30 protein-coding genes are annotated in these 24,945 nt (G+C 55.9%); 15 read left to right on the plus strand and 15 right to left on the minus strand.

What is annotated here, in order from left to right; all coding sequences use genetic code 11:
- Positions 1-7: 7 nt before the first annotated feature.
- The 11 genes from KFE19_05100 to KFE19_05150 all read right to left on the minus strand — a co-directional run bounded on the left by KFE19_05100 (position 8) and on the right by KFE19_05150 (position 10,702).
- Positions 8-1,771 carry an ABC transporter ATP-binding protein gene (locus KFE19_05100; GenBank protein QUO38888.1) on the minus strand — a complete coding sequence of 588 codons (1,764 nt, stop codon included), beginning with the start codon at positions 1,769-1,771 and terminating at the stop codon, positions 8-10.
- Positions 1,772-1,787: 16 nt separating this feature from the next.
- Positions 1,788-3,581, minus strand: coding sequence for an ABC transporter ATP-binding protein (locus KFE19_05105; GenBank protein ID QUO38889.1), 1,794 nt, complete (start codon positions 3,579-3,581; stop codon positions 1,788-1,790).
- A 58-nt stretch (positions 3,582-3,639) separates the two neighbouring features.
- A complete protein-coding gene (locus tag KFE19_05110; GenBank protein QUO38890.1) occupies positions 3,640-4,257 on the minus strand; it encodes a TetR/AcrR family transcriptional regulator in 618 nt (205 codons plus the stop codon).
- A 182-nt stretch (positions 4,258-4,439) separates the two neighbouring features.
- A complete protein-coding gene (locus KFE19_05115) occupies positions 4,440-4,670 on the minus strand; it encodes a hypothetical protein (GenBank protein QUO38891.1) in 231 nt (76 codons plus the stop codon).
- A 57-nt stretch (positions 4,671-4,727) separates the two neighbouring features.
- Positions 4,728-6,836 carry a heavy metal translocating P-type ATPase gene (locus KFE19_05120; protein QUO38892.1) on the minus strand — a complete coding sequence of 703 codons (2,109 nt, stop codon included), beginning with the start codon at positions 6,834-6,836 and terminating at the stop codon, positions 4,728-4,730.
- Positions 6,837-6,893: 57 nt separating this feature from the next.
- The gene (locus tag KFE19_05125; GenBank protein ID QUO39526.1) at positions 6,894-7,154 is read right to left on the minus strand and encodes a hypothetical protein; all 261 of its coding nucleotides are present in this window, start codon (positions 7,152-7,154) and stop codon (positions 6,894-6,896) included.
- A 217-nt stretch (positions 7,155-7,371) separates the two neighbouring features.
- Positions 7,372-8,253 (minus strand): helix-turn-helix transcriptional regulator, encoded by an 882-nt coding sequence (locus KFE19_05130; GenBank protein QUO38893.1) that lies wholly within the window; start codon positions 8,251-8,253, stop codon positions 7,372-7,374.
- Positions 8,254-8,291: 38 nt separating this feature from the next.
- A complete protein-coding gene (locus KFE19_05135) occupies positions 8,292-8,540 on the minus strand; it encodes a heavy-metal-associated domain-containing protein (protein ID QUO38894.1) in 249 nt (82 codons plus the stop codon).
- Between the two features lie 127 nt (positions 8,541-8,667).
- Complete coding sequence (locus KFE19_05140; protein ID QUO38895.1) at positions 8,668-9,483, minus strand: methyltransferase domain-containing protein; 816 nt, start codon at positions 9,481-9,483, stop codon at positions 8,668-8,670.
- Positions 9,484-9,500: 17 nt separating this feature from the next.
- A complete protein-coding gene (locus KFE19_05145) occupies positions 9,501-10,013 on the minus strand; it encodes a hypothetical protein (protein ID QUO38896.1) in 513 nt (170 codons plus the stop codon).
- A 38-nt stretch (positions 10,014-10,051) separates the two neighbouring features.
- Positions 10,052-10,702, minus strand: coding sequence for a class I SAM-dependent methyltransferase (locus tag KFE19_05150; protein QUO38897.1), 651 nt, complete (start codon positions 10,700-10,702; stop codon positions 10,052-10,054).
- Between the two features lie 236 nt (positions 10,703-10,938).
- Here KFE19_05150 and ahpC point away from each other — a divergent pair, with 236 nt between their 5' ends.
- From ahpC to KFE19_05190, 8 genes are all read left to right on the plus strand, one after another.
- On the plus strand, positions 10,939-11,502 hold the full coding sequence (ahpC, locus tag KFE19_05155; GenBank protein ID QUO38898.1) for a peroxiredoxin: 564 nt from the start codon (positions 10,939-10,941) through the stop codon (positions 11,500-11,502).
- 3 nt (positions 11,503-11,505) lie between these two features.
- Entirely contained in the window at positions 11,506-13,125 is a 1,620-nt protein-coding gene (locus KFE19_05160; protein ID QUO38899.1) for an FAD-dependent oxidoreductase, read from the plus strand.
- Between the two features lie 273 nt (positions 13,126-13,398).
- Positions 13,399-13,950: a DUF3793 family protein gene (locus KFE19_05165; GenBank protein ID QUO38900.1), complete on the plus strand. Its 552-nt coding sequence runs from the start codon at positions 13,399-13,401 to the stop codon at positions 13,948-13,950.
- Between the two features lie 42 nt (positions 13,951-13,992).
- Positions 13,993-14,415 carry a flavodoxin gene (locus tag KFE19_05170; protein ID QUO38901.1) on the plus strand — a complete coding sequence of 141 codons (423 nt, stop codon included), beginning with the start codon at positions 13,993-13,995 and terminating at the stop codon, positions 14,413-14,415.
- A gap of 142 nt (positions 14,416-14,557) precedes the next feature.
- Positions 14,558-15,256, plus strand: a complete 699-nt coding sequence (locus tag KFE19_05175; protein QUO38902.1) for a class I SAM-dependent methyltransferase — start codon at positions 14,558-14,560, stop codon at positions 15,254-15,256.
- A gap of 11 nt (positions 15,257-15,267) precedes the next feature.
- Positions 15,268-15,588 carry a hypothetical protein gene (locus KFE19_05180; GenBank protein ID QUO38903.1) on the plus strand — a complete coding sequence of 107 codons (321 nt, stop codon included), beginning with the start codon at positions 15,268-15,270 and terminating at the stop codon, positions 15,586-15,588.
- Between the two features lie 29 nt (positions 15,589-15,617).
- The gene (locus KFE19_05185) at positions 15,618-16,262 is read left to right on the plus strand and encodes a GNAT family N-acetyltransferase (GenBank protein QUO38904.1); all 645 of its coding nucleotides are present in this window, start codon (positions 15,618-15,620) and stop codon (positions 16,260-16,262) included.
- Positions 16,259-16,945: a DUF2249 domain-containing protein gene (locus KFE19_05190; GenBank protein ID QUO38905.1), complete on the plus strand. Its 687-nt coding sequence runs from the start codon at positions 16,259-16,261 to the stop codon at positions 16,943-16,945. The genes KFE19_05185 and KFE19_05190 overlap by 4 nt, the downstream gene beginning before the upstream one ends.
- 86 nt (positions 16,946-17,031) lie before the next feature.
- Here the strand turns inward: KFE19_05190 and KFE19_05195 are convergent, their stop codons facing one another.
- The 3 genes from KFE19_05195 to KFE19_05205 form a co-directional block, all read right to left on the minus strand.
- Positions 17,032-18,693, minus strand: a complete 1,662-nt coding sequence (locus KFE19_05195; GenBank protein ID QUO39527.1) for a recombinase family protein — start codon at positions 18,691-18,693, stop codon at positions 17,032-17,034.
- 40 nt (positions 18,694-18,733) lie between these two features.
- Positions 18,734-18,940, minus strand: a complete 207-nt coding sequence (locus KFE19_05200) for a hypothetical protein (GenBank protein ID QUO38906.1) — start codon at positions 18,938-18,940, stop codon at positions 18,734-18,736.
- A gap of 110 nt (positions 18,941-19,050) precedes the next feature.
- Positions 19,051-19,209, minus strand: a complete 159-nt coding sequence (locus KFE19_05205) for a hypothetical protein (protein ID QUO38907.1) — start codon at positions 19,207-19,209, stop codon at positions 19,051-19,053.
- 46 nt (positions 19,210-19,255) lie between these two features.
- Between KFE19_05205 and KFE19_05210 the strand changes: the two genes are divergently transcribed.
- From KFE19_05210 to KFE19_05240, 7 genes are all read left to right on the plus strand, one after another.
- Complete coding sequence (locus KFE19_05210; protein QUO39528.1) at positions 19,256-19,762, plus strand: pyridoxamine 5'-phosphate oxidase family protein; 507 nt, start codon at positions 19,256-19,258, stop codon at positions 19,760-19,762.
- Between the two features lie 95 nt (positions 19,763-19,857).
- Positions 19,858-21,189 carry a polysaccharide biosynthesis C-terminal domain-containing protein gene (locus tag KFE19_05215; GenBank protein ID QUO38908.1) on the plus strand — a complete coding sequence of 444 codons (1,332 nt, stop codon included), beginning with the start codon at positions 19,858-19,860 and terminating at the stop codon, positions 21,187-21,189.
- 13 nt (positions 21,190-21,202) lie between these two features.
- Positions 21,203-21,763, plus strand: coding sequence for a cytidylate kinase-like family protein (locus KFE19_05220; GenBank protein QUO38909.1), 561 nt, complete (start codon positions 21,203-21,205; stop codon positions 21,761-21,763).
- A gap of 45 nt (positions 21,764-21,808) precedes the next feature.
- Positions 21,809-22,774, plus strand: a complete 966-nt coding sequence (locus KFE19_05225; GenBank protein ID QUO39529.1) for an IS5 family transposase — start codon at positions 21,809-21,811, stop codon at positions 22,772-22,774.
- A gap of 393 nt (positions 22,775-23,167) precedes the next feature.
- Entirely contained in the window at positions 23,168-23,608 is a 441-nt protein-coding gene (locus KFE19_05230; GenBank protein ID QUO38910.1) for a sigma-70 family RNA polymerase sigma factor, read from the plus strand.
- A complete protein-coding gene (locus KFE19_05235) occupies positions 23,598-23,807 on the plus strand; it encodes a helix-turn-helix domain-containing protein (protein QUO38911.1) in 210 nt (69 codons plus the stop codon). The genes KFE19_05230 and KFE19_05235 overlap by 11 nt, the downstream gene beginning before the upstream one ends.
- Before the next feature lie 299 nt (positions 23,808-24,106).
- The gene (locus tag KFE19_05240) at positions 24,107-24,292 is read left to right on the plus strand and encodes a hypothetical protein (GenBank protein ID QUO38912.1); all 186 of its coding nucleotides are present in this window, start codon (positions 24,107-24,109) and stop codon (positions 24,290-24,292) included.
- 71 nt (positions 24,293-24,363) lie between these two features.
- Here KFE19_05240 and KFE19_05245 read toward each other — a convergent pair whose 3' ends face one another.
- Positions 24,364-24,942: an ABC transporter ATP-binding protein gene (locus KFE19_05245; protein ID QUO38913.1), complete on the minus strand. Its 579-nt coding sequence runs from the start codon at positions 24,940-24,942 to the stop codon at positions 24,364-24,366.
- Between the last annotated feature and the right edge of the window lie 3 nt (positions 24,943-24,945).

Genomic DNA, 24,945 nt, shown 5'->3' on the forward strand with positions numbered 1-24,945 from the left:
TCCGGTTTCAGAAAGGTTCTGCCTCCGCACCGTTCAGCCGCCACTGGGCGCTCTCGCTCTGGAGCTCCACCATGCGGCGGTAGAGGCCGCCCTGCTCCATCAGCTCCGCCGGGGCGCCCTGCTGGGCCACATGGCCGTCATCCAGCACCACGATGTGGTCGGCTCCCGCCACGGTACGCATCCTGTGGGCGATGACCAGCACCGTCTTGCCCTGAAGCAGACGGGAAAGGGCCCCCTGTACCTTTGTCTCGTTTTCCACGTCCAGGGAAGCGGTTGCCTCGTCCAGCAGGACGATGGGTGCGTCTTTTAGAAGTGCCCGGGCGATGGAGATCCGCTGCCGCTCCCCGCCGGAGAGTTTGGCGCCATTCTCCCCAATGGGCGTGTCATAACCCTGGGGGAGCCGCTCCACAAATTCATCGCAGTTGGCGGCCTTGGCAGCGGCGCGTACCTCCTCGTCCGTAGCGCCGCGCTTGCCCAGGCGGATGTTCTCCATCACCGTGTCGTCAAAGAGAACCACATCCTGGAACACCATGGAGTAGTCGGTAAGAAGTACCTCCGGGTCCACCGTGGAAATGTCCACGCCGCCCACGGTAATGCGGCCGGCCGTAATATCCCACAGGCGGGCGGCCAGACGCGCACAGGTGCTTTTGCCGGAGCCGGATGGCCCCACCAGAGCTGTGACTTCTCCCTCTTTTGCGGTGAAACTCACGTCACGGAGCACCTGTTTCTTATCGTAGGCGAATCCCACATGGTCAAAGATAATGTCGTGGCCCTGAGGCCGGAAGGTCTCCGCCCCTTTGGCGATAGGGGTTTCGTAGATCTCGTTGATGCGGTCGGCAGATACTTGGGAGATGAACATTTCCGCGATAAGAGCCAGGCTCTGGTCGAAGGGGGCGTACACCCGGGTGATGACCAGCAGGAACAGGAACAGCACCATGAAGTCGATCTGTCCGGACAAAATCAGGCTGGCTCCCGTCAGGATGGTAGTCGCTACGCCCAGGCGCATGATCACGCTGGCGGCATTGACAAACAATCCGGTGGTGAGTTCGCCCCGGATGGTGACTTTTTCGTGCTGGTCGATCTTCTCATAAAGACCGGCCAGATACCGCTCCTCCTGGTTGGCAGCCCGTATCTCCCGGACATTCTCCAACGCCTCCTGGATGCCGTCTGAGACCCGAAGGGCGGCTTTTTTTGTCACTTCGGAGTTTTGGGCGGCGATTTTCCGGCTGCCGAACAGCAGCCCAAAGGCTACCGGCACACCCCAAAGGCAGGCGATCATCAGCCGCCAGTCGTAGAAGAGCAGGCACAGGGCGATGATGGCAGTGGAGATGTAGGCCCCGTACAGGTATCCCAGCACATGGCTCCACACGTGCTCCATCCGGTTTACGTCCCCCATGATGGTTTCAGTTAAGTCCGCCAGGTCCCGCTTACCGAAGTAGCCCAGGGGCAACTTCCGCAGCCGCTCCGCCAGGCGCAGGCGGGTGGTCTTGACCTCACCGTACACCAGGCCGTAGGTGGCCCGGTACTGCTGCAGGTGGGTCACAAAGGACAGCAGGACGAACCCCACGGTCAGGACTGCCGGCAGCGCCGCCCCCGGCAGGGGCGCGCCGTCCGTCAGGGTGCCCATAAAGCCCCCCATCAGCAGGTAAAGGATGCCCATGCCGCCCATGACCACCAGGTTGGTGACGACGGTCCAGAACGCGCCGCTTTTGGTGTTTTTCAGGCCCTGGTCGGTCAGGGCGTATTTGCGCTGAAACGCTTTGCTGAACATTTCCCTTCCCCCTTTCTCACCGTTCGCTGGTGATCTTCCACTGGACCGCCCGGTTGTAGTCCGCCCACATCCTGGCATACAGCCCGCCGGCGGCAGTCAACTCCTCGTGCGTGCCCTGTTCCACTATGCGCCCCTGGTCCATGACGAGGATCCTGTCCGCCCCCACCACGGTGGACAGGCGGTGGGCGATCATGATGACCGTGCGGCCCTTCGTCAGTTGGGCAAAGGCCTTCTGAATCAGGGCCTCGTTCTCCGGGTCGGCAAAGGCGGTGGCCTCGTCCAGCACCACGATGGGGGCGTCTTTCAAGATGGCCCTGGCCAGGGCCACCCGCTGCTGCTCTCCGCCGGAGAGGTAGGTGCCCTCTGTACCGATCACAGTGTCCATGCCCTTTGGCAGCTTTTCCAGAATGTCTCCGCACTGGGCGGCCATGAGGGCGGCGAGCACCTGCTCCCGGGTGGCCTCTGGCCTTGCGGCCCGGACGTTCTCCAGGATGGAGGTCTTGAACAGCCGGCTGTTCTGGAACACAAAGGCAATCTGATCCATGAGCGCGTGGGGGTCCATGTCCCGCACATCCACGCCGCCCACAAGCACCGCGCCGGAGGACACGTCCCAGAACCGGGGGATCAGGCTGGCGGCGGTGGTCTTGCCGCCGCCGGAGGGGCCCACCAGGGCCACGGTCTGTCCCGGCTCTACTGTAAAAGACACATGGCTGAGAGCGGGCGTCTCTGCCCCGTCGTAGGTGAAGCTCACGTCCCGGAACTCTACCCGGCTGCCCTGAGGCGCCCTGGGGCGCTCTGGTGCTTTCAGCTCCGGGGCCTCCATGACCATGCGGATGCGGCCCAGGGCGGTGCCGGCCAGCATGATGCCGGAGGAGGCGAACATGATCCGGGCCAGCGCCGTGGAGATGATGGCGGAGAACACCGCGTAAAAGGCGAAGTCTGTCACGAACCCGGCAAAGCTCCCGGTGGCCAGGGCTCCCGGGGCCAGGAACAGGGCCGCCGGAACCAGGAACACGAAGGCCCCCTCGGTGACGCTCAGGTTGATGGACTGGGGCGTCCGGCACACGTCCGCCTGATAGTGCTCGGCCTTGGCGCTGTACTCCTCAATGGCCTGCTGGAACGCCTTGAAGGAATACACCGTCTGCTGGAAGATCTTCACCACCGGGATGCCCCGGACATACTCGGTGCCCGCCTTGGTCATGCGGTCCTGGGCCGCCTGGTACTCCGCCATGATCTGGGCGTTCTTGCCCCCCATCATGGCGAACATGGTGAGGATGGAGATCACCGCCGCCAGCAGGCAGGCGCAGCCCATCCGCCAGTCAAAGACGAACATCAGCACCAGCATGGCAATAAACAGGGTGATGGTACCCACGATGTCTGCCAGATTGTGGGCCAGCAGGGTCTCGGTGTCGGCCGCCGCCGCGTCCAGCCGTCCCCGGATGAGGCCGGAGGCGTTGGCGTCGAACCAGCCCAGAGGGGCGTTCATCACATGGGCCACGCCCTGCTTGCGGATGTTGGCCGCCGTGCGGAAAGCCGCCAGGTGGGTACACATCAGCCCCCCAAAGTACAGCACGATGCCCCCGAAGGCAGCCCCGAAGGCCAGCCACCCGTACCGGGCGACGCTCTGGGCCTGCGTCCAGTTTGGAGCAACTTCGATCAGATCCCGGGCCGCCAGCCAGATGCAGAGGTAAGGGATCATGCTGCACACCATGGACAGCGCCGACAGGCCGAGACCCAGAAAGGTCAGCCCCCGGTGGCTCCCCGCGTAGTCCAGCAGGGCGGCTATATCGTTCTTCTTCTTTTGCTTCATGGAAAAACCTCCTTTTGAAAGTTAGCAATAACTAACCAATATCCAAAAAAGACAGGGGTCATCCCCCCATCAATTTCAGCCATCCTCCGGTGTAAAACTGGCGGAACTGTTCCACGTCCCGCTGTGCCTGCTCCCGGGGCATATCGTGGACCACGATCTCAAAGAGGCCGCTGAACATCCCGCTGGCGATGATGTGGCACAGGGGCCGGCTCAGTTCCGGCACATCCCGCCCCAGATGCCGCAGCACTTCCATATAGCGGAGGGTGGATTCCACCTCCACCTCCACCATGTTGTGGATGAATTGCTCATAGCCGGTGCCCTCCGCCCGGCACAGGAGCAGCTTCACTGCCTGGCGGTGCTGGCAGATGTAGTCCACCATCCAGTGGACACAGTCCGAGGATTCTATCCCCATATGCTCCGGCTGCTGTTCCTCGGGCAACTCAGCAAAGGAGGTCTGGGCCTCCATGAACCGGCCCATCAGTGCCTTGGCGTGGGGTTCTACAATAGAGGCAAATAGAGCCTCCTTGCTGGAGAAGTAGCCATAGAAAGCTCCGGTAGTTACCCCGGCGTTCTTCACGATCTGCCGCAGGGAGGCCCCCAGAAAGCCCTTGTCCAGAAATTCGGTCATGGCCGCCTCCTGGATCCTTTTCAATGTGGTGGGAGTGTTCTCTTCCATTGTGGCAGCCTCCTTATAGCAGCGTTATATAACAATGCTATAGTATAGCTGTCGGATCCATTTGTCAAGAGGTGGAAGGAAATTCTCCACGGAGCACATGGAAGGAAATTCCCCAAAGAGCACGATGAGAAATGCCCCGGCGTACAACTGCACGCCGGGGCATTCGAGAATAAAATCGTTGCTTACGGTTTGCGCCGGAAAAGATACGCCGCGCCGAAGAGTCCCAGAAGAACACCGCCCAGGATCTGAAAGCCCGTTACCGCGCTCTGCATAAGCAGTACATAGCTCTGGGTGTCCATCCCACCATAAACCGAAAGATAATTTCCAATATAGGCGTTTCCCAGCGGTACTGCCAGCAACACCAGCAGCGCACCGGCCACGGCGCCAATCAGATAGAATATTTCCTTCTTCATATTCAACCCTCCGTTCAGTCGATGATGGAAATAAACTCATGCGGGATCTTCCGAACTTTACAGATCCTTCAGCACCTTTGTCGCCTGACCGGCTACCGGTAGTGCGCTCATGCTGTGAAGGCTTACTCCAAGAGTGGACAGGTTATGTAGCATGGCGGAGGTGGCCGGAGGCAGGATACCCACTATGCCCAGGCCGATGAGGGCCCCGTTGAAGCCGATGACAAAGCGGTAGTTGTTCTGGATGCGGTTCATCAGGGCCATGGCCAGCTGCCGCAGGCGCACCAGCTCCCACAGGCTGTCGGCGGCGATGGTGATGTCGGCGATCTCCCGGGCGATAGCCGCCCCGTCACTGATTGCGATACCCGCATCCGCCTCGGAGAGGGCCGGGGAGTCGTTGATGCCGTCTCCCACCATGAGGACGGTATGGCCCTCACGCCGCAGGGCGGACACATAGTCCGCTTTGTCCGCAGGGAGCACTCCGGCCCGAAAGTCGTCTACCCCCAATTCCTTGGCAATAGCGGTGGCGGTGCGGGGGCTGTCCCCGGTGAGCATGACGGCGTTTTTCACGCCCAGGCCCCGCAGGGCGGAGAGCACGTCCTTCGCCTCCTCCCGCACGGGGTCGGAGATGCAGAGCACGGCGGAGAGCACCCCGTCGATGGCCAGATACAGCTGGGAGTACTCCGGGGGCAGGGCGTCGAACTTCTCCTGTTCCCCCTCCGGGATGGTCACCTTTTCATCCTCGAAGATGAAGTGGGCGCTGCCGATGCGTACCTGCTCCCCGTCCACCGAACTGGCGATGCCGTGGGCCACCAGATACTCCACCCTGGCGTGGCGCTCCTCGTGGTGCAGCTTGTGGCGGCGGGCCTCCTCCACCACGGCGTTGGCCATGGAGTGTGGGAAATGCTCCTCCAGACAGGCGGCCAGGCGGAGCATCTCCGCCTCCTCCTTGCCGTTGAAGGGGACGATCTTCGCCACCCGTGGGCAGGCGTGGGTGAGGGTGCCGGTCTTGTCAAAAACGATGGTGTCCGCCTTGGCCACCGCCTCCAGGAATTTACCGCCCTTGACAGTGATGTGCTCCCGTCCCGCCTCCCGCATGGCGGAGAGCACCGCCAGGGGCATGGCCAGCTTCAGGGCGCAGGAGAAGTCCACCATGAGTACCGACAGCGCCCGTGTCACGTTCCGGGTGAGGGCCAGGCTCAGCAGGCTCCCGGCAAAGGTGTAGGGCACCAGCCTGTCCGCCAGACTGGACGCCTTGGCCTCGGCGGCGGACTTCATCTGCTCGGAGCGCTGAATCATCTCCACGATCTGGTCGTAACGGCCCTGGCCGGTGGCCTGCTTCACCTCCAGGATGCACTCGCCCTCCTCCACCACAGTGCCGGCGTAGACTGCGCCGCCGGAATGCTTGGCCACGGGGACGGACTCGCCGGTGAGGGAGGCCTGGTTGACGGTGACCTCCCCCTCCGCCACCACGCCGTCCAGGGGGATGACGCCTCCGGCCCGAACCAGCACCCGGTCGCCGGGCTTTACCTGGCCGATGGGAACCAGCACCTCCCCGGCCTCTGTTTTCAGCCACACCCGGTCCACATGGAGGGACAGGCTCTCCGCCAGGTCGGCCACGGACTTCTTCCGCGTCCAATCCTCCAGCAACTCGCCGATCTCCAGCAGGAACATGACGGTGCCGGCGGTTCCAAAGTCCCGGCGGCATGCGGAGATGCCGATGGACAGGGCGTCCAGCAGTTCCACCTTGATTTTTCGCCGCCCCAGGCATCGAATGCCTTTGTGAAGGAATGGTACCATGTGCCAGACCACCCGGGCGATCCGCAGCGGGGCAGGCAAAAACAGGGCGGCGGCCCCCTTCATCAGCACCTTGCCCACCAGTTTTTCTTGAAACTCCCGGTTCAGTTCCCGGGTGCTGTGGCTGGGAAGGGTAACCGCTTCCTCCGCCCCGGCCCAGGTGAAGCCGCCGATAGCGGATAGCACCGTCTCCCGATCTCCCGCGTAGGTCACGATGACGCAGCCGGTGCGCTCATGGACCACGGCCTCTCTCGTCCAAGGTTGGCCCTTCAGCCAGGTCTCCAGCAGGTCTGCCTGCCGGAGGGTCATATTTTTCTGCCGGAGCCGCAGGCGCATCCGGCCCCGGCTCTCATGTACGATGGTCGCTCTCATAATCGATCTCTCCTCATGGAAAAAGGGAGCCGCTTACCGGCTCCCTTCCGCGGTTTTTCAGGCCTCCTGGCCCTCTACCTGAGCCTCGGCTTCCTTGGCGGCCCGGGCCTCGTTGATGTCCTTGGCGGCGGCCAGGATGTCGGCGGCGTTCTCCTGGACAGAGGTAACGGTCTCCATTACGCTGTCCTTCATCCGCAGGCCGGCGGCGGTAATGTGGGTATAGGCCTTCTTGGCGTCCTTGCTGGCAAGCAGCTTCACGCCGGCGGAGCCGAACAGAGCGCCGCCCACGAAGCAGGCCAGTTTGACATAGTGCTTCATCATGAGAGATTCTTCCTTTCTGCTATGTACTTATTTGCGCTTGTAGCCCGTGATCATCACCATGACCATGCAGATCACGGCGCCCCAGGCCCAGAAACGATGCTGCTTCATCAAGATCTCCTCCTATCAGGAAACAAGCTTAGCTCTTAGCGTATTTAAATAGTATAGCAGATATCCCTCTCAAGCACATCTCTGAATCGGTCAAATAGTTGCCTGTTTAGACATTTTTGCGATACTGGCCCGGTGTCAGCCCATATTGCTGCCTGAAAGCAGCGATAAATTGACTGACACTGCTATAGCCCACTGCTTTGGCCACGCCTTCCAGGCTTAGCTCGGTCGTGTGCAGCAACTCCGCCGCCCGTTCCATCCGCCGCTGGCGCAGCCAAGTATGGACCGGCAGACCGTAAAGGCGGCGGAATCCCTCCTTTACGGTAGTGGCGGAGAGACAGGCCCGGCGGCTCAAGGCCGGAATGGTGAGATGCTCGTCCAGGTGTTCCTCCATATACCGGCGGATCTCTGCTAGCGACTGGGCGACACCCCGGTCCAGCATCGGACCCAAGAGGGCTTCCGTTCTCTGTTCATCCTGGGCAGAGAGCAGATAGAGCAGTTCCACTGACTTCCACACGCACCAGCGGGCCCGCTCGCTCTGGGGCAGACGTTCCAGGTCGGCAAAGGCCGCCCGGCTCCAGTGGGTGGGCCCCTCCACGGCGCAGCCGCCCCGGCTGGTCATCCACCGCCGTACCCGGCTTGTGTCCAGGATCAAGCCGCCCAGCAGATTACATATGGTTTCCAAACTCTCTCGGGCGCCCCGGGCGTCTACCGCCACGAGAATTCCTTCCAGAGGCGCATCCACGCTGGCCCCGGTCAGATTGGAGAGATCGGTGAGACTCAGCACCTGCCGGGCGCCAGCTGTCAGGGATGACCCGTCTCGCCGGGTCAAGGTCACGGCGCCCCGCAGACAGAACAGGGTCTCAAAGTGCAGGGGGGCCAGTTGGAGAGGCAGGGGGAAAGTCCCCTCCTCCAGGGAGAACAGGCAGGCCCGTGCGCCGGGCATCACCTGAGCCCAGTCTCCCCGATCCGCCAGAAATTCCGCCAGCAAAATTCTCCCCCCTCTCCATCTGTCGGTATCCCGGCTCTTTACCGGCCGAACAGTCCCTTCTTTTCCCAAGGCTCCTTCCGGATCTCCCCCACCTCATATCCGGTGGCGGAAATGGCCGTGCGCAGGGCATCCTCGTCCAGTTCCGTCTCTGCGATCACCGTGGTCTCTTTTTTACTCCGGGACGAGGTGACCTTCTTCACCGGAAACGCCTTCCGTACCGCGTCGTTTACATGGCTTTCGCACATGCCGCACATCATGCCTTCCACATGGACCGTGTACTTCCACATCGTCTATCCCTCCACTGTTTTTAAAATTCAGTTTGCTGTTTCCAGCATATGCAGCAGCCTCAACGACTTTCGCATCACTGCCGGCATCCTGCTGGAAGATGCGTCAGGGAATGCGTTGCCATATCCATCACTTTCGCCCAACCAGCATCCGAGACTCTCCCAGCATCATCATGGCCGCCCGCCGCTGGGAACCGAACACCTCCGTGGCGGTATCCACCAGCCGCACCTCCTGAAATCCGGCCTCCCGCAGATCCTGGGCAAAGGCCTCCATGTCCCCGTACATCCGGGGCTTCATATCGTCATTCAGGGCAAATACCCCACCGGGCTTTAATACCCGCAGGGTCTCCCGCAGCAGTGCTTGCTTATCCGCGCCGGTAATATTGTGATAGACATAGTTGCTTACGACCGCGTCAAAGGTATCATCGGGGAAGTCCAGCTGATGGGCGTCCCCGTGCTGAAACCGGCACCGGGTCGCTACACCCTCACTGGCGGCGTTCTTCTCGCACATGGGCTGGCCGTAGCCGTATGCCACGCCCCAATAGTTGATACCGGTGACTTGCGCTTCCGGCCAGGTGAGGGCCGCCCGGATGGACAGGGCGCCGGAGCCGCAGCCCACATCCAGCAGCGTCCCCTTGCCATCGAAGCCCAGGTGGGCGAGCAGGCACTGGTGGGTCCGCTCCATCATCCCACCGCCGCCGAAAGCGTATTGTTTGCGTATCCAGCCGCACCAACAGAGCAGGGCCAGAAATGCTGCGGCGGCCACCGAAAAAACCGCTCCTAGCCATGGCAGCCGGAACACTGTGAAGGACAGCACCGCCAGCACAACAGATAGGGCCAGCAGACCGCCAATCATGTAAAAGACCGGGTTGGACATCCAACTTCCATAGTCCTCGCCGTGAGTACCAAGGTGGATCTCCTCATGTCGGGATTTTTCATGTTTCATCCGACCATCTCCTCGTATCATAATTTCTGCAATAACAGTCCCAATCCCGCCTGAGCCGCCGCCAGCAGCGGGCACAGCAAAAGCGGCCACTGGAGCAGATGCTCCGGTAACGCATAATCCTTCATCCATGCCTTGAACTCATAGCCGGGATGTCCCTCTGTGCCAGAGATCACAAAACGGTTTTTCGTCTTTTTCTGGATCAGCCACACATCAAGGAAAAACAGATCGCCTAGGTTGACCATCATCCACTGGATGTAGCCCGTCAACGCCAGGCGCCAAAAACCATGTGTCCCGCCCGCCACCGCGCTGAGGGCGCCGTAAAGCAACAGCGGGAGCCATTCCCACAAGATGATCCACCGCCAATATCCGGCAGCTTCTCGCTTTGTAGGCGGCTCCTTGGCCGCCTTGATGATGGCGGACGGATAGCAGGGAAACATCAGCCGGGGCTTATACAGTGCAGCCGCTGCGGCGAACAGGTTAAAATAGGCCGCCATAGCGAGCCCGTCCAAGATGCTGCGCGTCCAGTTCATAGAAATCCTCCCGCATTTTTCATAAGGGACCTCTCTTGTTATTTATTGCCTGAACACCCCGCATCCTCCCGGATCGCCAGCACACAGAGCCAGTGTCTTTTCGCATCCCGCTTCACGATGACCTTAGAAAAACCAGCCTCGGTGAGAAAGGTGACAAACTGGCTCCGGTTGAATATCTTCATCCCATCAATGACAGAAAGCCACCTGCTGTCTCGGGGATTTTCTCCGTCCACTTCATTGACGATCAGAAAGATGCCGCCCGGCCGCAAGATGCGGTACACCTCCCGGAAACTCTCCGTGGGGCCGGGCCAGAAATATACCGTTTCAAAGGCAGTCGCCAGATCAAATGCCCTATCCTCGAAAGGGAGGCGAGAAACATCTCCCTGTATGACACGGCAGCGGCCGGCCTGCAGTTCTTCCTGATTGATATTTCTGGCCTTTTCCACGGATATTTCCGAATAGTCCAGGGCGGTGACAGTTGCGGCAGGGTATTTTCGCAGAAGGGCCCGGATGTTTCGGCCGCCGCCGCAGCCCAGTTCCGCAATCCTGACGGGACCTGTTTTCGGCAAACAGCCCAGTCCCCAGTCCGCCAGGGCGGCATGGGCATAATTCATGCTGGCTACCATGCACTTGCCCAGAAAACCTTCCGGTTTTCGTGTGTTGCGAAGGAAAGATCGAAAAAGTTCCATAGGCACCCTCATCCCTCAAAATAGGTTAGCAATAACTAACCCAAGAGCAGTATACACCTGCTTAACGCAAAAATCAAGCCCGCCGACTTATTATAGAAGCGGTTTTATTGAGTCGAGCGATACATATTCAGAGCCGTGCGCACTCCCTCTTGACAAGGAGATAGAAAACCCTATATAATTCTTTTACGGTTAGCGACAACTAACTTCAAGAAATATGAATGGAGGTTGAATCACCCATGTCCCTGATTCAGAAAGAAATTGCCGATTTCACCGTACAGTGCTACCAGAACAACGCTTTCCGAGCTGTCTCCAAGGCGGACATCCTGGGCAAGTGGAGCGTGTTCTTCTTCTATCCTGCCGATTTTACCTTTGTGTGCCCCACAGAATTGGAGGATCTGGCCAATCTCTATGAGAAATTCCAGGCCATCGGCTGCGAAATCTACTCTGTTTCCTGCGATACCCATTTCGTCCATAAGGCGTGGCATGACGCTTCCGAGCGCATCCAGAATATCCAGTATCCCATGCTGGCCGACCCCACCCATTGTCTGGCCAAAGATTTTGAGGTCTATATCGAGGCGGACGGCGTGGCCGAGCGGGGCAGCTTCATCGTGAACCCCGAAGGGAAAATCGTGGCTTATGAGGTCAACGCCGGCAATGTGGGCCGGAATGCCGATGAACTTCTGCGGAAGGTGCAGGCCTGCCAGTTCGTGGCGGAGCATGGAGACGAGGTGTGCCCGGCGAAGTGGCAGCCTGGCGCCGAGACCCTGAAGCCCAGCCTGGATCTGGTGGGGCAGTTGTAAGCCATGGAGCGGATGGAAAATCTCTACGATGTCGTGGTCATCGGAGGAGGGCCGGCGGGACTCACCGCCGCCCTCTATCTGGCCCGGGCCCGCTACCGGGTCGTGGTCGTGGAAAAGAACCACTTCGGCGGGCAGATCACCATTACCGCAGAAGTGGTCAATTTCCCCGGGGTGGAGCGAACCAGCGGCGCCGCGCTCACGGAAACGATGCGGAAACAGGCCGAGTCCTTCGGTGCGGAATTCCTCCTGGCGGAGGTCACCGAACTGGATCTGAGCGGTGATGTGAAGACTGTGCGCACTGGGCGTGGCGATTTGAAGTGCTTCGGCGTCCTGCTGGCCACCGGCGCCCATCCCCGTATGGTGGGGTTCCAGGGTGAAGCACAGTTCCGGGGGCGGGGAGTTGCCTATTGCGCCACCTGCGATGGGGAGTTCTTTACCGGCAAGGATGTCTTTGTGGTGGGCGGCGGCTTCGCGGCCGCTGAGGAGAGCGTGTTTCTTACCAAGTACGCCCGCCATGTGACCATCCTGATCCGGGGCGATGGCTTCACCTGCGCCCAGACCACGGCGGACGCCGCCCGGAACCATGAGAAGATCACAGTCCTCACCAACACAGTGGTGGAGGAGGTGTCCGGTGACACCGCCCTGCGGTTCATCCGCTATCGCAACACAAAGACCGGCCAGGTGACCAAGCACCACGCGGCGGACGGAGAGGCTTTCGGCGTCTTCGTCTTTGCCGGATATGAGCCGGCCACGGAGCTGGTGCAAGGGCTGGCGGAGTTGGACGAGCAGGGCTATATCCTCACCGACCGCAGCCAGAAGGCCACGGCGGACGGCCTGTATGCCGCCGGGGACGTATGTGTCAAGCCCCTGCGGCAGGTGGTCACCGCTGTGGGAGACGGCGCCCTGGCCGCCACGGAGCTGGAGCGGCTGTGCGCCGCCATGCAGGCCAAGACCGGCCTCCATCCTCAGCCACCGGCCAGCTGGATTGCAGTGCCGGAAACCCTGACGAAAATAGGCAGCGACCTTTTCACAGGAGATATGCTCTCCCAGCTCCATACCGTATTCGCCCGAATGGCCGCGCCATTGATTCTGCGTCTGTATCTGGATGAAACGCCCCTCTCCGCCGAGCTGCGGCAGTATATGGAGGAGCTGGCGGCACAGAGCGGTAAATTATCTGTGGAACTGGGCGACCCCGCCGATGTGGATCACCTGCCCTGCGTCCGGGTGTTCCAGGCGGACGGCGGCTGGACGGGCCTTGCCTTTCACGGCGTCCCAGGCGGCCACGAGTTCACCTCTTTCGTCCTGGGGCTCTATAACGCCGCCGGGCCGGGACAGGCGCTGGACGAAGAGAGCCGGACCGCGATCCAGGCGCTCCAAAAGCCAATGGATTTGCAGATCCTGGTGTCGCTGTCCTGTACCATGTGCCCGGAACTGGTGACGGCGGCCCAGCGCATCGCCGCGGAAAATCCCAACATCACCGCCCAGGTCTATGACCTGAATCACTTTCCCGACCTGCGGGAAAAGTACCAGGTCATGAGCGTCCCCTGCCTGGTGGTCAACAGCGGGGAGCAGGTCTCCTTTGGCAAGAAGAGCATCCGGCAACTGTTGGAATTGCTGACTTAACGGAGCCAGCGGTACCCATCATCAATATTGCGCGGAGAAGATTAGAAAAGAGGCGGTACGATGAACGAGGCAGTACAGTCTTTGGGATATGGCTTGGCCGCTTTGCTGTTCTGTGCTGTCATCTGCGCGATCTGTCAGATGATTAAAAAGCTCGCATATTGGTTCTTACACCATGAGAAGCCACAGTCTCATAACAGTCATAAAAAACTGCTTTGACGTGAATATCGCACAGCGTCAAACAGAAAGTCCATTTCTTTTCGGGGGATAAAGCTTATGTCAGAAGACCTGGTCATTCGCCACTGCGCCCCGACTTTGGCAGGGATCAAAACCGGAAACCTGTTTTCCTGCGCCTGCCCCTGCAAAGCCGCACTGACAAAAGAATTATGCCGCTTGAACAGGAAGCTGGTCCCCAAGGGGATCCGCGCCCTGCCGCTGAGAGTTCAGAAAGGCCGTGCCCTTATCTATGTCTACCGGCCCAATGCGCTGGAGTGTGATCTGGCAGATCACTGTTCCAGGGGACTGCTCCTGCAATATGGTTATACGCCGGAAGATTCCAACCGGTGTGTGATCCACCTGATCCAACGTCTGCGGTCGGACGGAGAATTCCCCCATGAGATCGGCCTGTTTCTCAGCTATCCGCCGGAGGATGTCCTGGGTTTCATTCTCAATAAAGCGTGCAATCACAAGTGCGTTGGCTGCTGGAAGGTCTACAGTGATGAACAAGCGGCCAAGTGTATCTTTCGAAGGTACAAAAAATGCAGCAAAATCTATTCCCAGCAGTGGGAACAGGGGAAGTCCATCGAGCAGCTCACGGTAGCTGGCTGATGTTTTCCAAATCCAAGTAAATCAGAAAGGTTGTTGATTCTTATGAGCAAAATCGCAGTTGTTTATTGGAGCGGCACCGGCAACACCGAGGCCATGGCCGCGGCGGTCGTGGAAGGTGCCAAGGAAAAGGGGGCCGAGGTGTCCCTGCTCACCGCCTCCGAGTTTTCCCCCGAGCAGGTCAGCGAGTATGACGCCATTGCCTTTGGCTGCCCCTCCATGGGGTCGGAGCAGCTGGAGGAGAGTGAGTTTGAGCCCATGTTTACCGCCTGTGAGGGCCGGCTGAGCGGGAAGAGCATCGCCCTGTTCGGTTCCTACGGATGGGGCGACGGCGAATGGATGCGCAGCTGGGAGGCCCGGTGCAACGACGACGGGGCAAACCTCGTCTGTGACAGCGTGATCTGCAACGAGGCTCCGGATGAGGAGGCCCTGTCGGCCTGCCGGGCCCTGGGCGCGGCCCTCGCCTGAGAAAACAGAGAGGCGCCGGCATCCTTCATGGTCATCTACTCGTTTCTCTCAACACATTTGCTCCTCGCGGGGACTTGCAATCTTTTGCGGGTTGTAGTATCTTATGGTTAGCATATACTAACCACAAAAGAGGCATCGCACCATGAAGGAATCTGAATTGGCTTTTTGGCAGAAGACTGCCCGGCATTATACCAGGTCCATGGACCGCTCCGCACCGCTGTACGCGGCGGTGTGTGAGCGGATCCGGCCCCATCTCTCCCGGGATATGAACGTGCTGGAGCTGGCCTGCGGCACGGGGCAGCTGTCCTTTCCGCTCTCGCCCTATGTCCGGCTCTGGGAGGCCACGGACGCCGCTCCCGCTATGATCCAGGAGGCGAAAAAGCGGATCGGCTCCTCACGCCTCCACTTCTCTGTCCAGGATGCCGCCCATCTGCCCTACGCGCCGGAGTCCTTCGACGCGGTGGTCATCGCCAATGCCCTGCACATCCTGCCGGAGCCGGATCGCGTGCTCCGGGAGATCCAGCGGGTTCTGAAGCCGGGCGGATGGTTGTTTGCCCCTACCTTTGTCCACGGCGGAGGGCGGCTGGCAAGGCTTCGCACCTGGTGTATGGAGCGAACCGGTTTCCATGTTTACCACCGCTGGAACGCTGGAGAGTTTGTCTCCTATCTGTCCATGCACGATTTCTGGGTGGTGGAGCACGCACTGCTGGGCGGCCGTGTGCTGCCCCTTTGTTGCGCCGCCTGCCGGTGGACACCGGCGGAACGGATCACCGCGCAGAGCAGGAGTGAAGGACGCCTGCACGGGAGATATCCAGGAACAGGACTGGGAACCGCTGAATAGGGGGGATTGTTTTGAAACGGTGGAAAACGGTTCTGGCTGCGCTTGCTATCTTTTGCCTGCTAACCGGCTGCGGGATGATGAATCACGGGGATGCAGAAAGCGAGTCACCGTCCCCGTTGGAGGAACCTGCGGCAACGGAAGGATTCACGCCGGCAGCAGACTCCACCTGGGGAGACCTGTTCCGTCACTTTGACCCGGAGGGGTTTTCCAAACTTCCAGCGGATGTTCAATCTGAATTTGACCGCACCTTGCTGACAGAACAGTCTCCCCAACTCGTCTTGAAAGAGGGCGGGAAGTGGACATTCGAGTGGCAACCGTTTCGGAATAACTGAAGTAAGACTCACATACGGGGAGCACGATCATGGTGTTTACGATCCGTCCATACGCAGAAAGAGACGCCGCGGCCTGCGGTGAGTGCCTGTATGAAGGCTTTTTTACGGCCCCTATAGATCATTGCGACAAGCTCCTGTTGCGGGATTATGCCCAGGTCTTGATTGAAAAATGCAACTTCACCTTTGTTGCGGAGGCGGAGGATGGGCAGGTCGTGGGGTTTATCTGCGGGAAATACGACAAAGCCTTTGACCGGACTTTGGCAAACCGATATGGGTGCAAAAGGCACTATGGCTTGTGGTGCAGGATGTTTCTCAAATACTATTTGAAGCGTTATAAAATGTCGGAGCGTTTTCAGAAACAATGGGATCATTTCTCCTCCCAATTACAGGAGCGGGACAGCAAGACCTTCGGAGCCTGCGACCTGGAGCTTGTGGCGCTTGCGTCCAAAGCAGCCTATCGGAAAGGGCTTGGGACGGCCTTGGTCACACAGTTTCTGTCCAGAGCCAGGGCTGACGGTGCGGACACCGTGCGTCTGCTGACCAATACGCTGGCGTCATGGGAATTTTATGAGAAGCGCGGCTTTGCGAGGGTGGCCGAAACGCCGTTCCGGGATGGCTCCGAAAACCGGACCATTATCTATGAATACCGAATCAAGGGGGCAGACAGCGCATGAGTTACGAAAATTGGAAAGATCAGGCGCCCAACTTCCAGGTCGTCGATGTACGCCATCTGCAGGGGAACTTTTTCCCGGGCCTGAAGCAGAAAGCAATGGGACTGGAAGTAGGCGAGGGCTTCACCGTCATCCAGACCTTTGAGCCCCACCCGCTCTATGCCGCCATGGAGGCCCTTGGGTTTGAACACCATACCGAGCAGGCCGGGCCGGCTGAATTTCATGTTTCGTTCTGCCGTGTGGAGAAAAAGGACGGCGGGGAGGATACGCCCTTCAAGCCCCTGGCCCTGCTCAACTATCCCATGATCGACGAGGAGCTGGGCCGGATCGCGGCGGACTTCTGGTCGCTGACCTGGCAGAGCGAAAAGCGGACGCTGCCTTATGAAATGCGGCTGCTCCTCTCCCTGGTCAACGCCGTGGGCGCCGGACGGATGCGGCAGGCCACAAGAGAGCTGATCAAAGCCTATGCCTGCGGGGTGGAGTCAGCGGCCCTGGACGATGTGTTTGAGCTGCTGGCCTGGAACCAGGGGATCGGTTATTTCAGTTCGGAGATCGGTCCCTCCACTCTGTTCCAAGCCTATAAGCTGATCAAGCAGCAGGAAAAACAGGGGGCGGAGCGGCCCCGGATCTGCCAGATGCTGCGTGAAAAATTCGGTGAGAAGAACGCGGAGGTAACGGTTCTTTGAGCCGCGTCATGAAAAAAGTGGATGCCCTTCGGGGCGGCACGCATAAAACAGCATAAGAATGTTTTCAGGAAACGGCGTAGCTTCGGCTATGCCGTTTCTCCGTTTTGCAGGTCAATCAGTAAAGACGCGGGGAGTATTCCTACAAGGTCATAGGAAATGTCAATCTGTTGTTCCCGATAACCCTTCGACTTGTCCGGCGCGTGAACATATACCGCCTTTACCATGTCGTTTAGGATAGTGGGTGTCAGCTCGTTCAAGTCGAGATACTTCCGCACCTTGCAGATAAACCTGTCGATATTCTCTGCCTGTTCCTCTTGTTCTGTAATTTCTTCATTCAACCGCAACAGCTTTTCCCGCAGTTCTTTCTGCTCCTGCTCGTAGTCGTCAGAGAGCATTTGAAATCTGCTGTCAGATAGTTTTCCGCCTACGTTGTCCTCATAAATACGCTTGAATAGTCGGTCAAGTTCTTCTATCCGTCGTTCTGCCTGCGTCAGTTGCCGACGCTTCGCCGCGAGTTCTCTTTTTGCTTCGGCTTTCTGCTTCGCACCCATAGCCTTGCGGAATTGTTCTTCATGGTTCGCAACACAGGCAATCGTCATTCTCATGTGGGCGAGTACGCCCCGTTCCAAGACAACGGCGCGGATAAAATGCGTCGCGCAAACCTCTTTCCCTTTGAGCCTTGAAGTAGAGCAGACAAAGTGGTCTTGCCTTGCTTCAAAGTTCCTGCTTGTGCAGTAATACAGCTTTTCACCGCAATCGGCGCAGCGCACAATGCCGGAAAACATATTTGTCTTTCCTGTCCTCGTCGGGCGGCGTTTGTTCTTCCGCAATTCCTGCACCCGCGCCCATGTGTCAGCGTCAATGATTGCTTCGTGGGTATTTTCAAACACAAGCCATTTTTCTTCGGGATTATTGCAGGTCTTTTTGCTCTTGTAGGACTGCTTGTAGGTTTTGAAGTTTACTGTATGCCCTTGATATTCCGGACGCTCCAAAATGTCGGCTATTGTATCGCCCGTCCAGTTAAAGGGATTATCCGGCGGCGCGTTCCTTGTCGCCCTGCCTGTCTGCTGAAAATGGATTGTCGGCGTTATGACTTTATCATCTTTCAGAATACGGGCAATCTGCGACGGCCCGTAACCGTCCAGACAAAGGGCGAATATCCGCTTGACAACTTCGGCAGCTTCGGGGTCGATAATCCACCGCTTTTTGTTTTCCGGGTCTTTCCTGTAGCCGTATGGCGGGTTGGTGCAGAGGTGTTCCCCCGCTTCGCCTTTTGACTTCATCACCGCGCGTATCTTCTTGCTGGTGTCTTTCGCATACCACTCGTTGATGATATTGAGAAAGGGGGTAAAGTCGCTGTCCTGCTGGTTTGCGCTGTCTATGCCGTTGTTAATAGCTATAAAACGCACGCCCTTTTCCACGAACAGGACTTCGGTATAAAATCCCACTTTCAGATAATCACGCCCAAGCCGCGACATATCCTTGACGATCAAGGTGGACACTTCGCCGTTTTCGATTTTTTCCAAAAGTTCGCTCCAACTTGGACGGTTGAAGTTTGTCCCGGAATATCCATCGTCCACGAAAAACAATGGATTTGAAAAATGATTTTCCTTTGCGTACTTACTTAAAATCGCCTTTTGATTTACAATGCTGTTGCTGTCGCCCGTTAGTTCATCGTCGCGGGATAGGCGGCAATAGAGGGCGGTAATCTTGCCAGACTGCCTTAACATCGTTTCTGCTCCTTTCATCGGCGGGCAGTCTGCCATTACAGGATTGCTTATACTCATTTTAACGCTCCTCGTCTTTTTCATCAATAGGGGAGTGCCCCATAAGCCGTAAAACTTTATGGGGTAGGCTTCGGCTTCCGTCGTAGCTTCCCGTAAAACGATAGAACGTCCTGCCGGATTGAATTGTAACTTCGTGTGTGGGCAACTCTTGATAGAGTGGATTTTTTACAACGATTTGCCCGTCTTTGATTGTTCGCTTCTTTTCCATTCCTTTCCCGTCCTTTCCTTTGTTTTGAGTAGGGAGCAAGCACAGCAAATGAGTACCCATTTGCGATTTTGGCTTGTTGGGAAAATCCCAAACCCTTTACTTTCTCTCACTCAATATCCCGTTTGAAAGGCAGCTTTTGTTGCACTTTCCCCCTCACTATATAAAAATGAAAATCCGGAAAATGATATTGACTTACCATGCAATTTGTGATATTCTAAATAAAAATATGTTTCTGCCGAGAAACGCTTATTCTTACTCCAGTCGGCCATGGAAGGAGTAAAAAAAAACGTCTATTTTTTTGTGGAGGTCAATATGATATTTCGAGAAATGAGGCAAAAAAAACAGGAACTATCGCGGCAAGAGATTGCGGATATTCTGCATAAGGGGACATCTGGTGTGCTTGCCCTTTTGGGCGACAACGATTATCCCTACGCCGTTCCAATCAGTTATGTGTATGACGACGGGAAAATCTATTTTCACGGCGCAAAAAACGGTCATAAAATAGACGCTATTCAAAGAACTGCAAAAGCGTCGTTTTGTGTGATTGATAAAGATTTAGTTGTGCCGGAGGAGTACACAACTTATTTTAGAAGTGTAATTGCTTTTGGACAAATACGGATAATCGAAGGTGATCTCGAAAAGAGAGCAGCGATGGAAAAACTGGCAATCAAATATGCGCCGGAAGATACTGCCGCAAACCGTGATGATGCCATAAGCCGCGGGTTGAAACCTCTTTGTATGTTGGAAATGAAAATCGACCACATAACAGGAAAAGAGGCGATAGGACTTGTAAAAGAAAAGGAAAAATTAAATAGACTGTAAATAAAATCAGCCCGCCGGGGTTTCATTTTATTGTGTAGTAGGCCAGCGTTACACAAACGCTGGCCTTTTTTTATTTGTTAGGAGGATTGATTATCATGTATGAAGGCAAATCACACACTTTATTTGCCAAATATGCCGTACCGCAAATGATAGGGTTGCTGTTTAACTCGGTCTATATGATTGTTGACGGTGTATTCATTGGCAATCGACTTGGCCGCGACGCTATGGCCGCCGCTGCCGTTTCTGTTCCGCTTGTCGAGATACTAATTGCATTGTCTATGGCAGTTGCCACAGGCGCGGGCGTTTTGATTTCCTCACATCTCGGTCAAGGTGAGAAAGAAAAAGCACGCCACATTTTTAGCCTTGCCGCCCTATGTACGGCTGTTATGGGGCTGTTGATTAGCGTATTGGGAAATATTTTTATTCACCCGCTTGCTGAACTTTTAGGCTCAACTCCGGTTATCCATGATGAAGCAATCAGTTATATGTGGTACATCATTACCTTTTCCCCATTCCTGCTTTTCAGTTTCTTGTTAAGCGGTCTGGTGCGTAATGATAACCGTCCAAAACTTGCCATGTTTGCCCTCATGTTTGGCTCTGTATCAAATATTGTCTTGGACTATGTGTTTATGTACCCATTGAACATGGGGATTGCCGGTGCAGCATTGGCTACCGCACTTGGCCCCATTTTCAGCGTTTTAATTATGCTGCCCCATTTCATATTCAAGCGCGGGGATTTGTACTTAACGAAATTCAAACTGAAGTGGCGGAGCATTTGCTCGGTCTATGTACTTGGCTTCCCGTCCTTTATCATGGAGTTTACTATTGGCATTATTACCTTTGTATATAACTTTGCCATTGTGCATTATGGCTTTGGGGAAATCGGACTTGCAGCCTACCTTGTCATCGGCTACTTAATGTTGATTATTTTGACACTGTTTCTTGGTATGGCGCAGGGCTTGCAACCCGTATTTAGTTATTTTATGGGGACAGGGGAAGAAAAACGGAGCAAATCTCTACTTGGCTTTTCCATTAAAGCATTTTTAGCAATAGGCGTTTTGTGCTATGTCTTGATCGTGTTCTTCTCTCGCGGCTTTTTCACGATTTTCAATCCGGGAGATATTGAACTAATCAACTTTATGGAAAGTAAAAGCCTACCTTACTTTTCCGGTTTCTTCCTTGCAGGATTTAATATTTTAATGATTTCTTATTGGCAGGCAAATGGGCGCACAAGTAACGCCCTTACGGTATCTCTATGCCGTAGCGTCATATGGCCGCCAATTTTGGTTGCCGTTCTTCCGCTGATTTTTGGCAGCGAAGCCGTATGGCTTTGCCATTCTATCAGTGAAATCATGACGGCGATTATAGCAGTTGTTTTGATTGTTTTCATAAAGCGCAAGAAAGAAAATCAGAAAGTTGGATTTTAAGGAGGGACATGATATGAAGCGGATCATTACCATAGGCCGTGAATTTGGAAGCGGTGGAAGAGAAGTTGGCAGGCGTTTAGCCGAAAGACTGAATATTGCCTATTACGACCGAGAGATTATTGATGAATTGATGAAACGAACTCAATTAGCGGAAAGTTATGTGTTGCAAGTGGAGGAAAGCAGGCCCCTGCCGCTGTTACCAATAACAACTGCTCGCACTTTTGGTATTCCTACCAACTATACATTGGAAAATCGTCTGTCCATTTATAAGCAGGAAAGCGAAATAATCCGCGAAATGGCAGAGAAATCGGATTGTATCATTGTAGGACGATGTGCAGACTATGTTTTGCAAGATTTGAACCCTTTTCGCTTGTTTGTATATGCGGATATAAGTTCTAAAATTGCCCGTTGCAGGGAAAAGGGAGCCGACGCAGCGGCGATGACGGATAAAGAATTGCAGCAAAAAATTATATCTATTGATAAGAAAAGAGCACGTTACTACCAATTTTATACAGAACAAGATTGGGGCAATAAAGCAAACTACGATTTATGGCAATACCGCACAGAAAAGTAGGCGCGATACTGCCAGGAGTGATATAATAAGACCATGGATAAACAGATGACAATGTCTGCGCTTAGTGATGAGTTGGCGCAGGTACGGACAAAGAAGAAAGAATTTCTAGCCCAGATCGAGCGGATCGTCCCGTGGAAGGAATGGCTTACGCTGATCCAGCCGTGCTATTACAAAGGAGAGCGCGGCAATAAACCCTATCCACTGGAGACCATGCTGCGGTTGTATCTGCTGCAAAATCTGTATGACCTGAGTGATGAAGCAACAGCGGCGGAGGCAATCGACAGCCGGGCATTTTCAGATTTCTGCGGCGTTGATTCCAGCAATCAGGTGCCGAACGGAGATACCATTGGCCGCTTTCGGAACCTGCTGGTGAAGAATGGACTGCAGGAGAAACTGTTTGCACAAGTTGTTACCGCGCTCACTGAACAGGGCCTTATCCTGAAAAAGGGAACGATCGTAGATTCCACCATTATTTCCGCGCCGTCTTCCACCAAGAACAAGGAGAAAAAGCGGGATCCGGATGCACATCAGGTCAAGAAGGGCAACACATGGCACTTTGGCTATAAAGCCCATGTTGGGGTGGATAAGGACAGCGGACTGGTACACACAGTGGAGGCGACACCAGCCAATGTCCATGATGTGACGCAGACTTCATCCCTGCTGACCGGTGAGGAAGATGTCGTTTACGGCGACAGTGGCTATCTTGGAGCCGGGAACCGTGAGGACGCGATCGTTCGGAACAAATCCGGACGCAAGATCAAATACAAAATTAACCGACGTCCATCTCAATTAAAAAAGCTGAGCAAGAGCGGCCAGTATGCCGCAAAGAAAGTAGAACACGCAAAGTCTTCTGTTCGGGCAAAAGTAGAGCACGTATTCGGTGTCGTCAAGAAACAGCTGCAATTTCGAAAAACGCGATACCGAGGGCTCGAAAAACAGCGAGCCAAATTCAATATCATGTTCGCATTGGCGAATCTGCTTCTGGCTGACAGGCCCTGCCTGGCGGCTTGAAGTTGTGCGCTCTCGCGAAGAAATGCGCCGGGAAGCCTATGGTTTCCTGCCTGATAGGTGATTCGACAGCGCTTGCCTCAGCAATTGTGCGGTGCTGCCTTATGTATCAACACCACCAATACAGAAATCAAGAAAATCGTTGCTGCCATAGAGAAGTTTATCGTTTAGCAGTATTGGGGATGTGTCAATATGTCTGTATTTCATTATCTTTCTTCTCATAACCTGCGGTCAAAAAAAGCCCTTGCGCTTGCATGGGATTTTGCGCCTATGAGTATGAACACACAAGTCATATAGTTATCTCTTATAGTTCCTGTACCAAACGCCCATGCGGTTTTATGCTGCGTGGGCGTTTGGTATTTTGCCCCCTGCTTGGGAAGAAAGGGGGTGAGAAAAATGATGAATAGTGAGCAGTATCGGGAACATATCGAGCGCACTTTCAACGCCTTTTGCAAGATTGTCCTTTACCATGCGGCGCTGGGTATTTACAAGAAAATACGGCGGAAGCAACAGTTTGAGGTATCACTCGACTATCTTCGGGAGTTTGATTTTGAGCCGATTGCCACAACAGACGAGTATTTTGTGAAATACGATATGCCTACCACTTTTACCGTTCGTGGGGAAACGGTCATTGTAGAAAGCGAGCAGTTAGCGGCCGCGCTTTTGCGTCTGCCGGAAAAGCGGCGTGAAGTGCTGTTTTTGCGGTACTACCTCGGTTACAGCGATACGGAAATCGGAAGGCTATTCGGAGTTTGCAGAAGCACAATCTTTCGTAGACGAAAAAGGTCATTGCGCTTCATACGAAAAGAACTGGAGGCGTTAGAAGATGAAGAATAGGAAATACAATTTGCTGCCCTATGAAACGATTGTAAAGGCAACCGCCGGGGAGCCGGAAGCGGTGAACACCGTCATTCAAACCTATACCGGCTACATCAAATATCTGTCCTACTTTCAAGGGAGTATCAACGACGATATTCAAGATTATCTCAAAGCGTCCTTAATGGAAGCACTACCCAAGTTCCGCTTTGACAGATGACAAGTAGCAAAGGCAGAAAAAGCCGTCAAGGATAAACTTCGCGCTTCGCGTCCTTGACGGCTTTGCCCGTCTTTGCTGTCGGGTAATCAAGAGGGCGCAAACGGATAGACCGCTTGCGCCCTCAATCTATGATGATGTGTTACGCAATAGAGAGCGAGAGCGCCTTACACAACGCGGTTTTGCAGACTTGAAAACACAAGAGTTGAGTGTTTATATCCCCACCCTCAAAAATGGCGGTCTACTGCGTAACATTTTGCCATGCCAGCGTGGACATTTAGGCAGGCGAAAAGCCTTGATTTATGCGACTTGCAGAGAACGGAAACAGAACAAGTAGTATCGTATCCCTTGAAAGCGCAAAAATGCCTTTCTATCGTTCCACGCGGCACAGAAAAAGCGGGCAAGAAGTCTTTGACCTCTTACCCGCTTTTGTGGCAATCCGTATGGCAGCCACCCTGTTTCAGTTGATTGTTGATGCTGTTTTATGAGTAGCTACCATCCGGCATCCACTTTTTCTGCTTTTCTGCTTTTGTTGTACCCTTGCCGGCACGTCGGGGGTTCAGGACAGCTCCAGCCGCTGTACGGCGCCCATAGCCTCCAGCTCCGTCGGGTCGTGGGTGACGAACAGCACCGTCCTTCCGGCGCACCGTCGGCGGGTGTCCGCCATGACGATCTCCTTGGTTTTCCGATCCAGGCCCTTAAAGGGTTCGTCCAGGAACAGCAGGTCGTACTCCGTCAGCAGTGCCCGGAGGATGGCGACCCGGCGGCGCATCCCGCCGGACAGCTCCCGGGCGGGCTGGCGCGGGCAGTCCGTCAGCCCTACGGTGGCCAGGGCGGCTTCCGCCGCCTCCCAGCTCAAAGCCGGGGTCACCAGGCGGAGGTTAGACACCGGATTCAGGTTCTCACACAACCGGTCCTCCTGAAACACAGCGCTCAGGCGCAGACCATCCAGGCCCGTGATGATCCCCCGGTCCTGTGTCTCCAGCCCCATGAGGATCCGCAGCAGGGTGGTCTTGCCCGCACCGGAGGGGGCCATGAGCCCGGTGACCTGCCCCGCCGGCAGAACGGCGGAAAAGTCCCGGAGAACCTGTTTCCCGTCAAAGGCTTTACACAGCCCCTTGATCTCAATATCCCTCATAGC

It is taken from the genome of Dysosmobacter sp. Marseille-Q4140, assembly GCA_018228705.1.
GTDB lineage: Bacteria > Bacillota > Clostridia > Oscillospirales > Oscillospiraceae > Oscillibacter.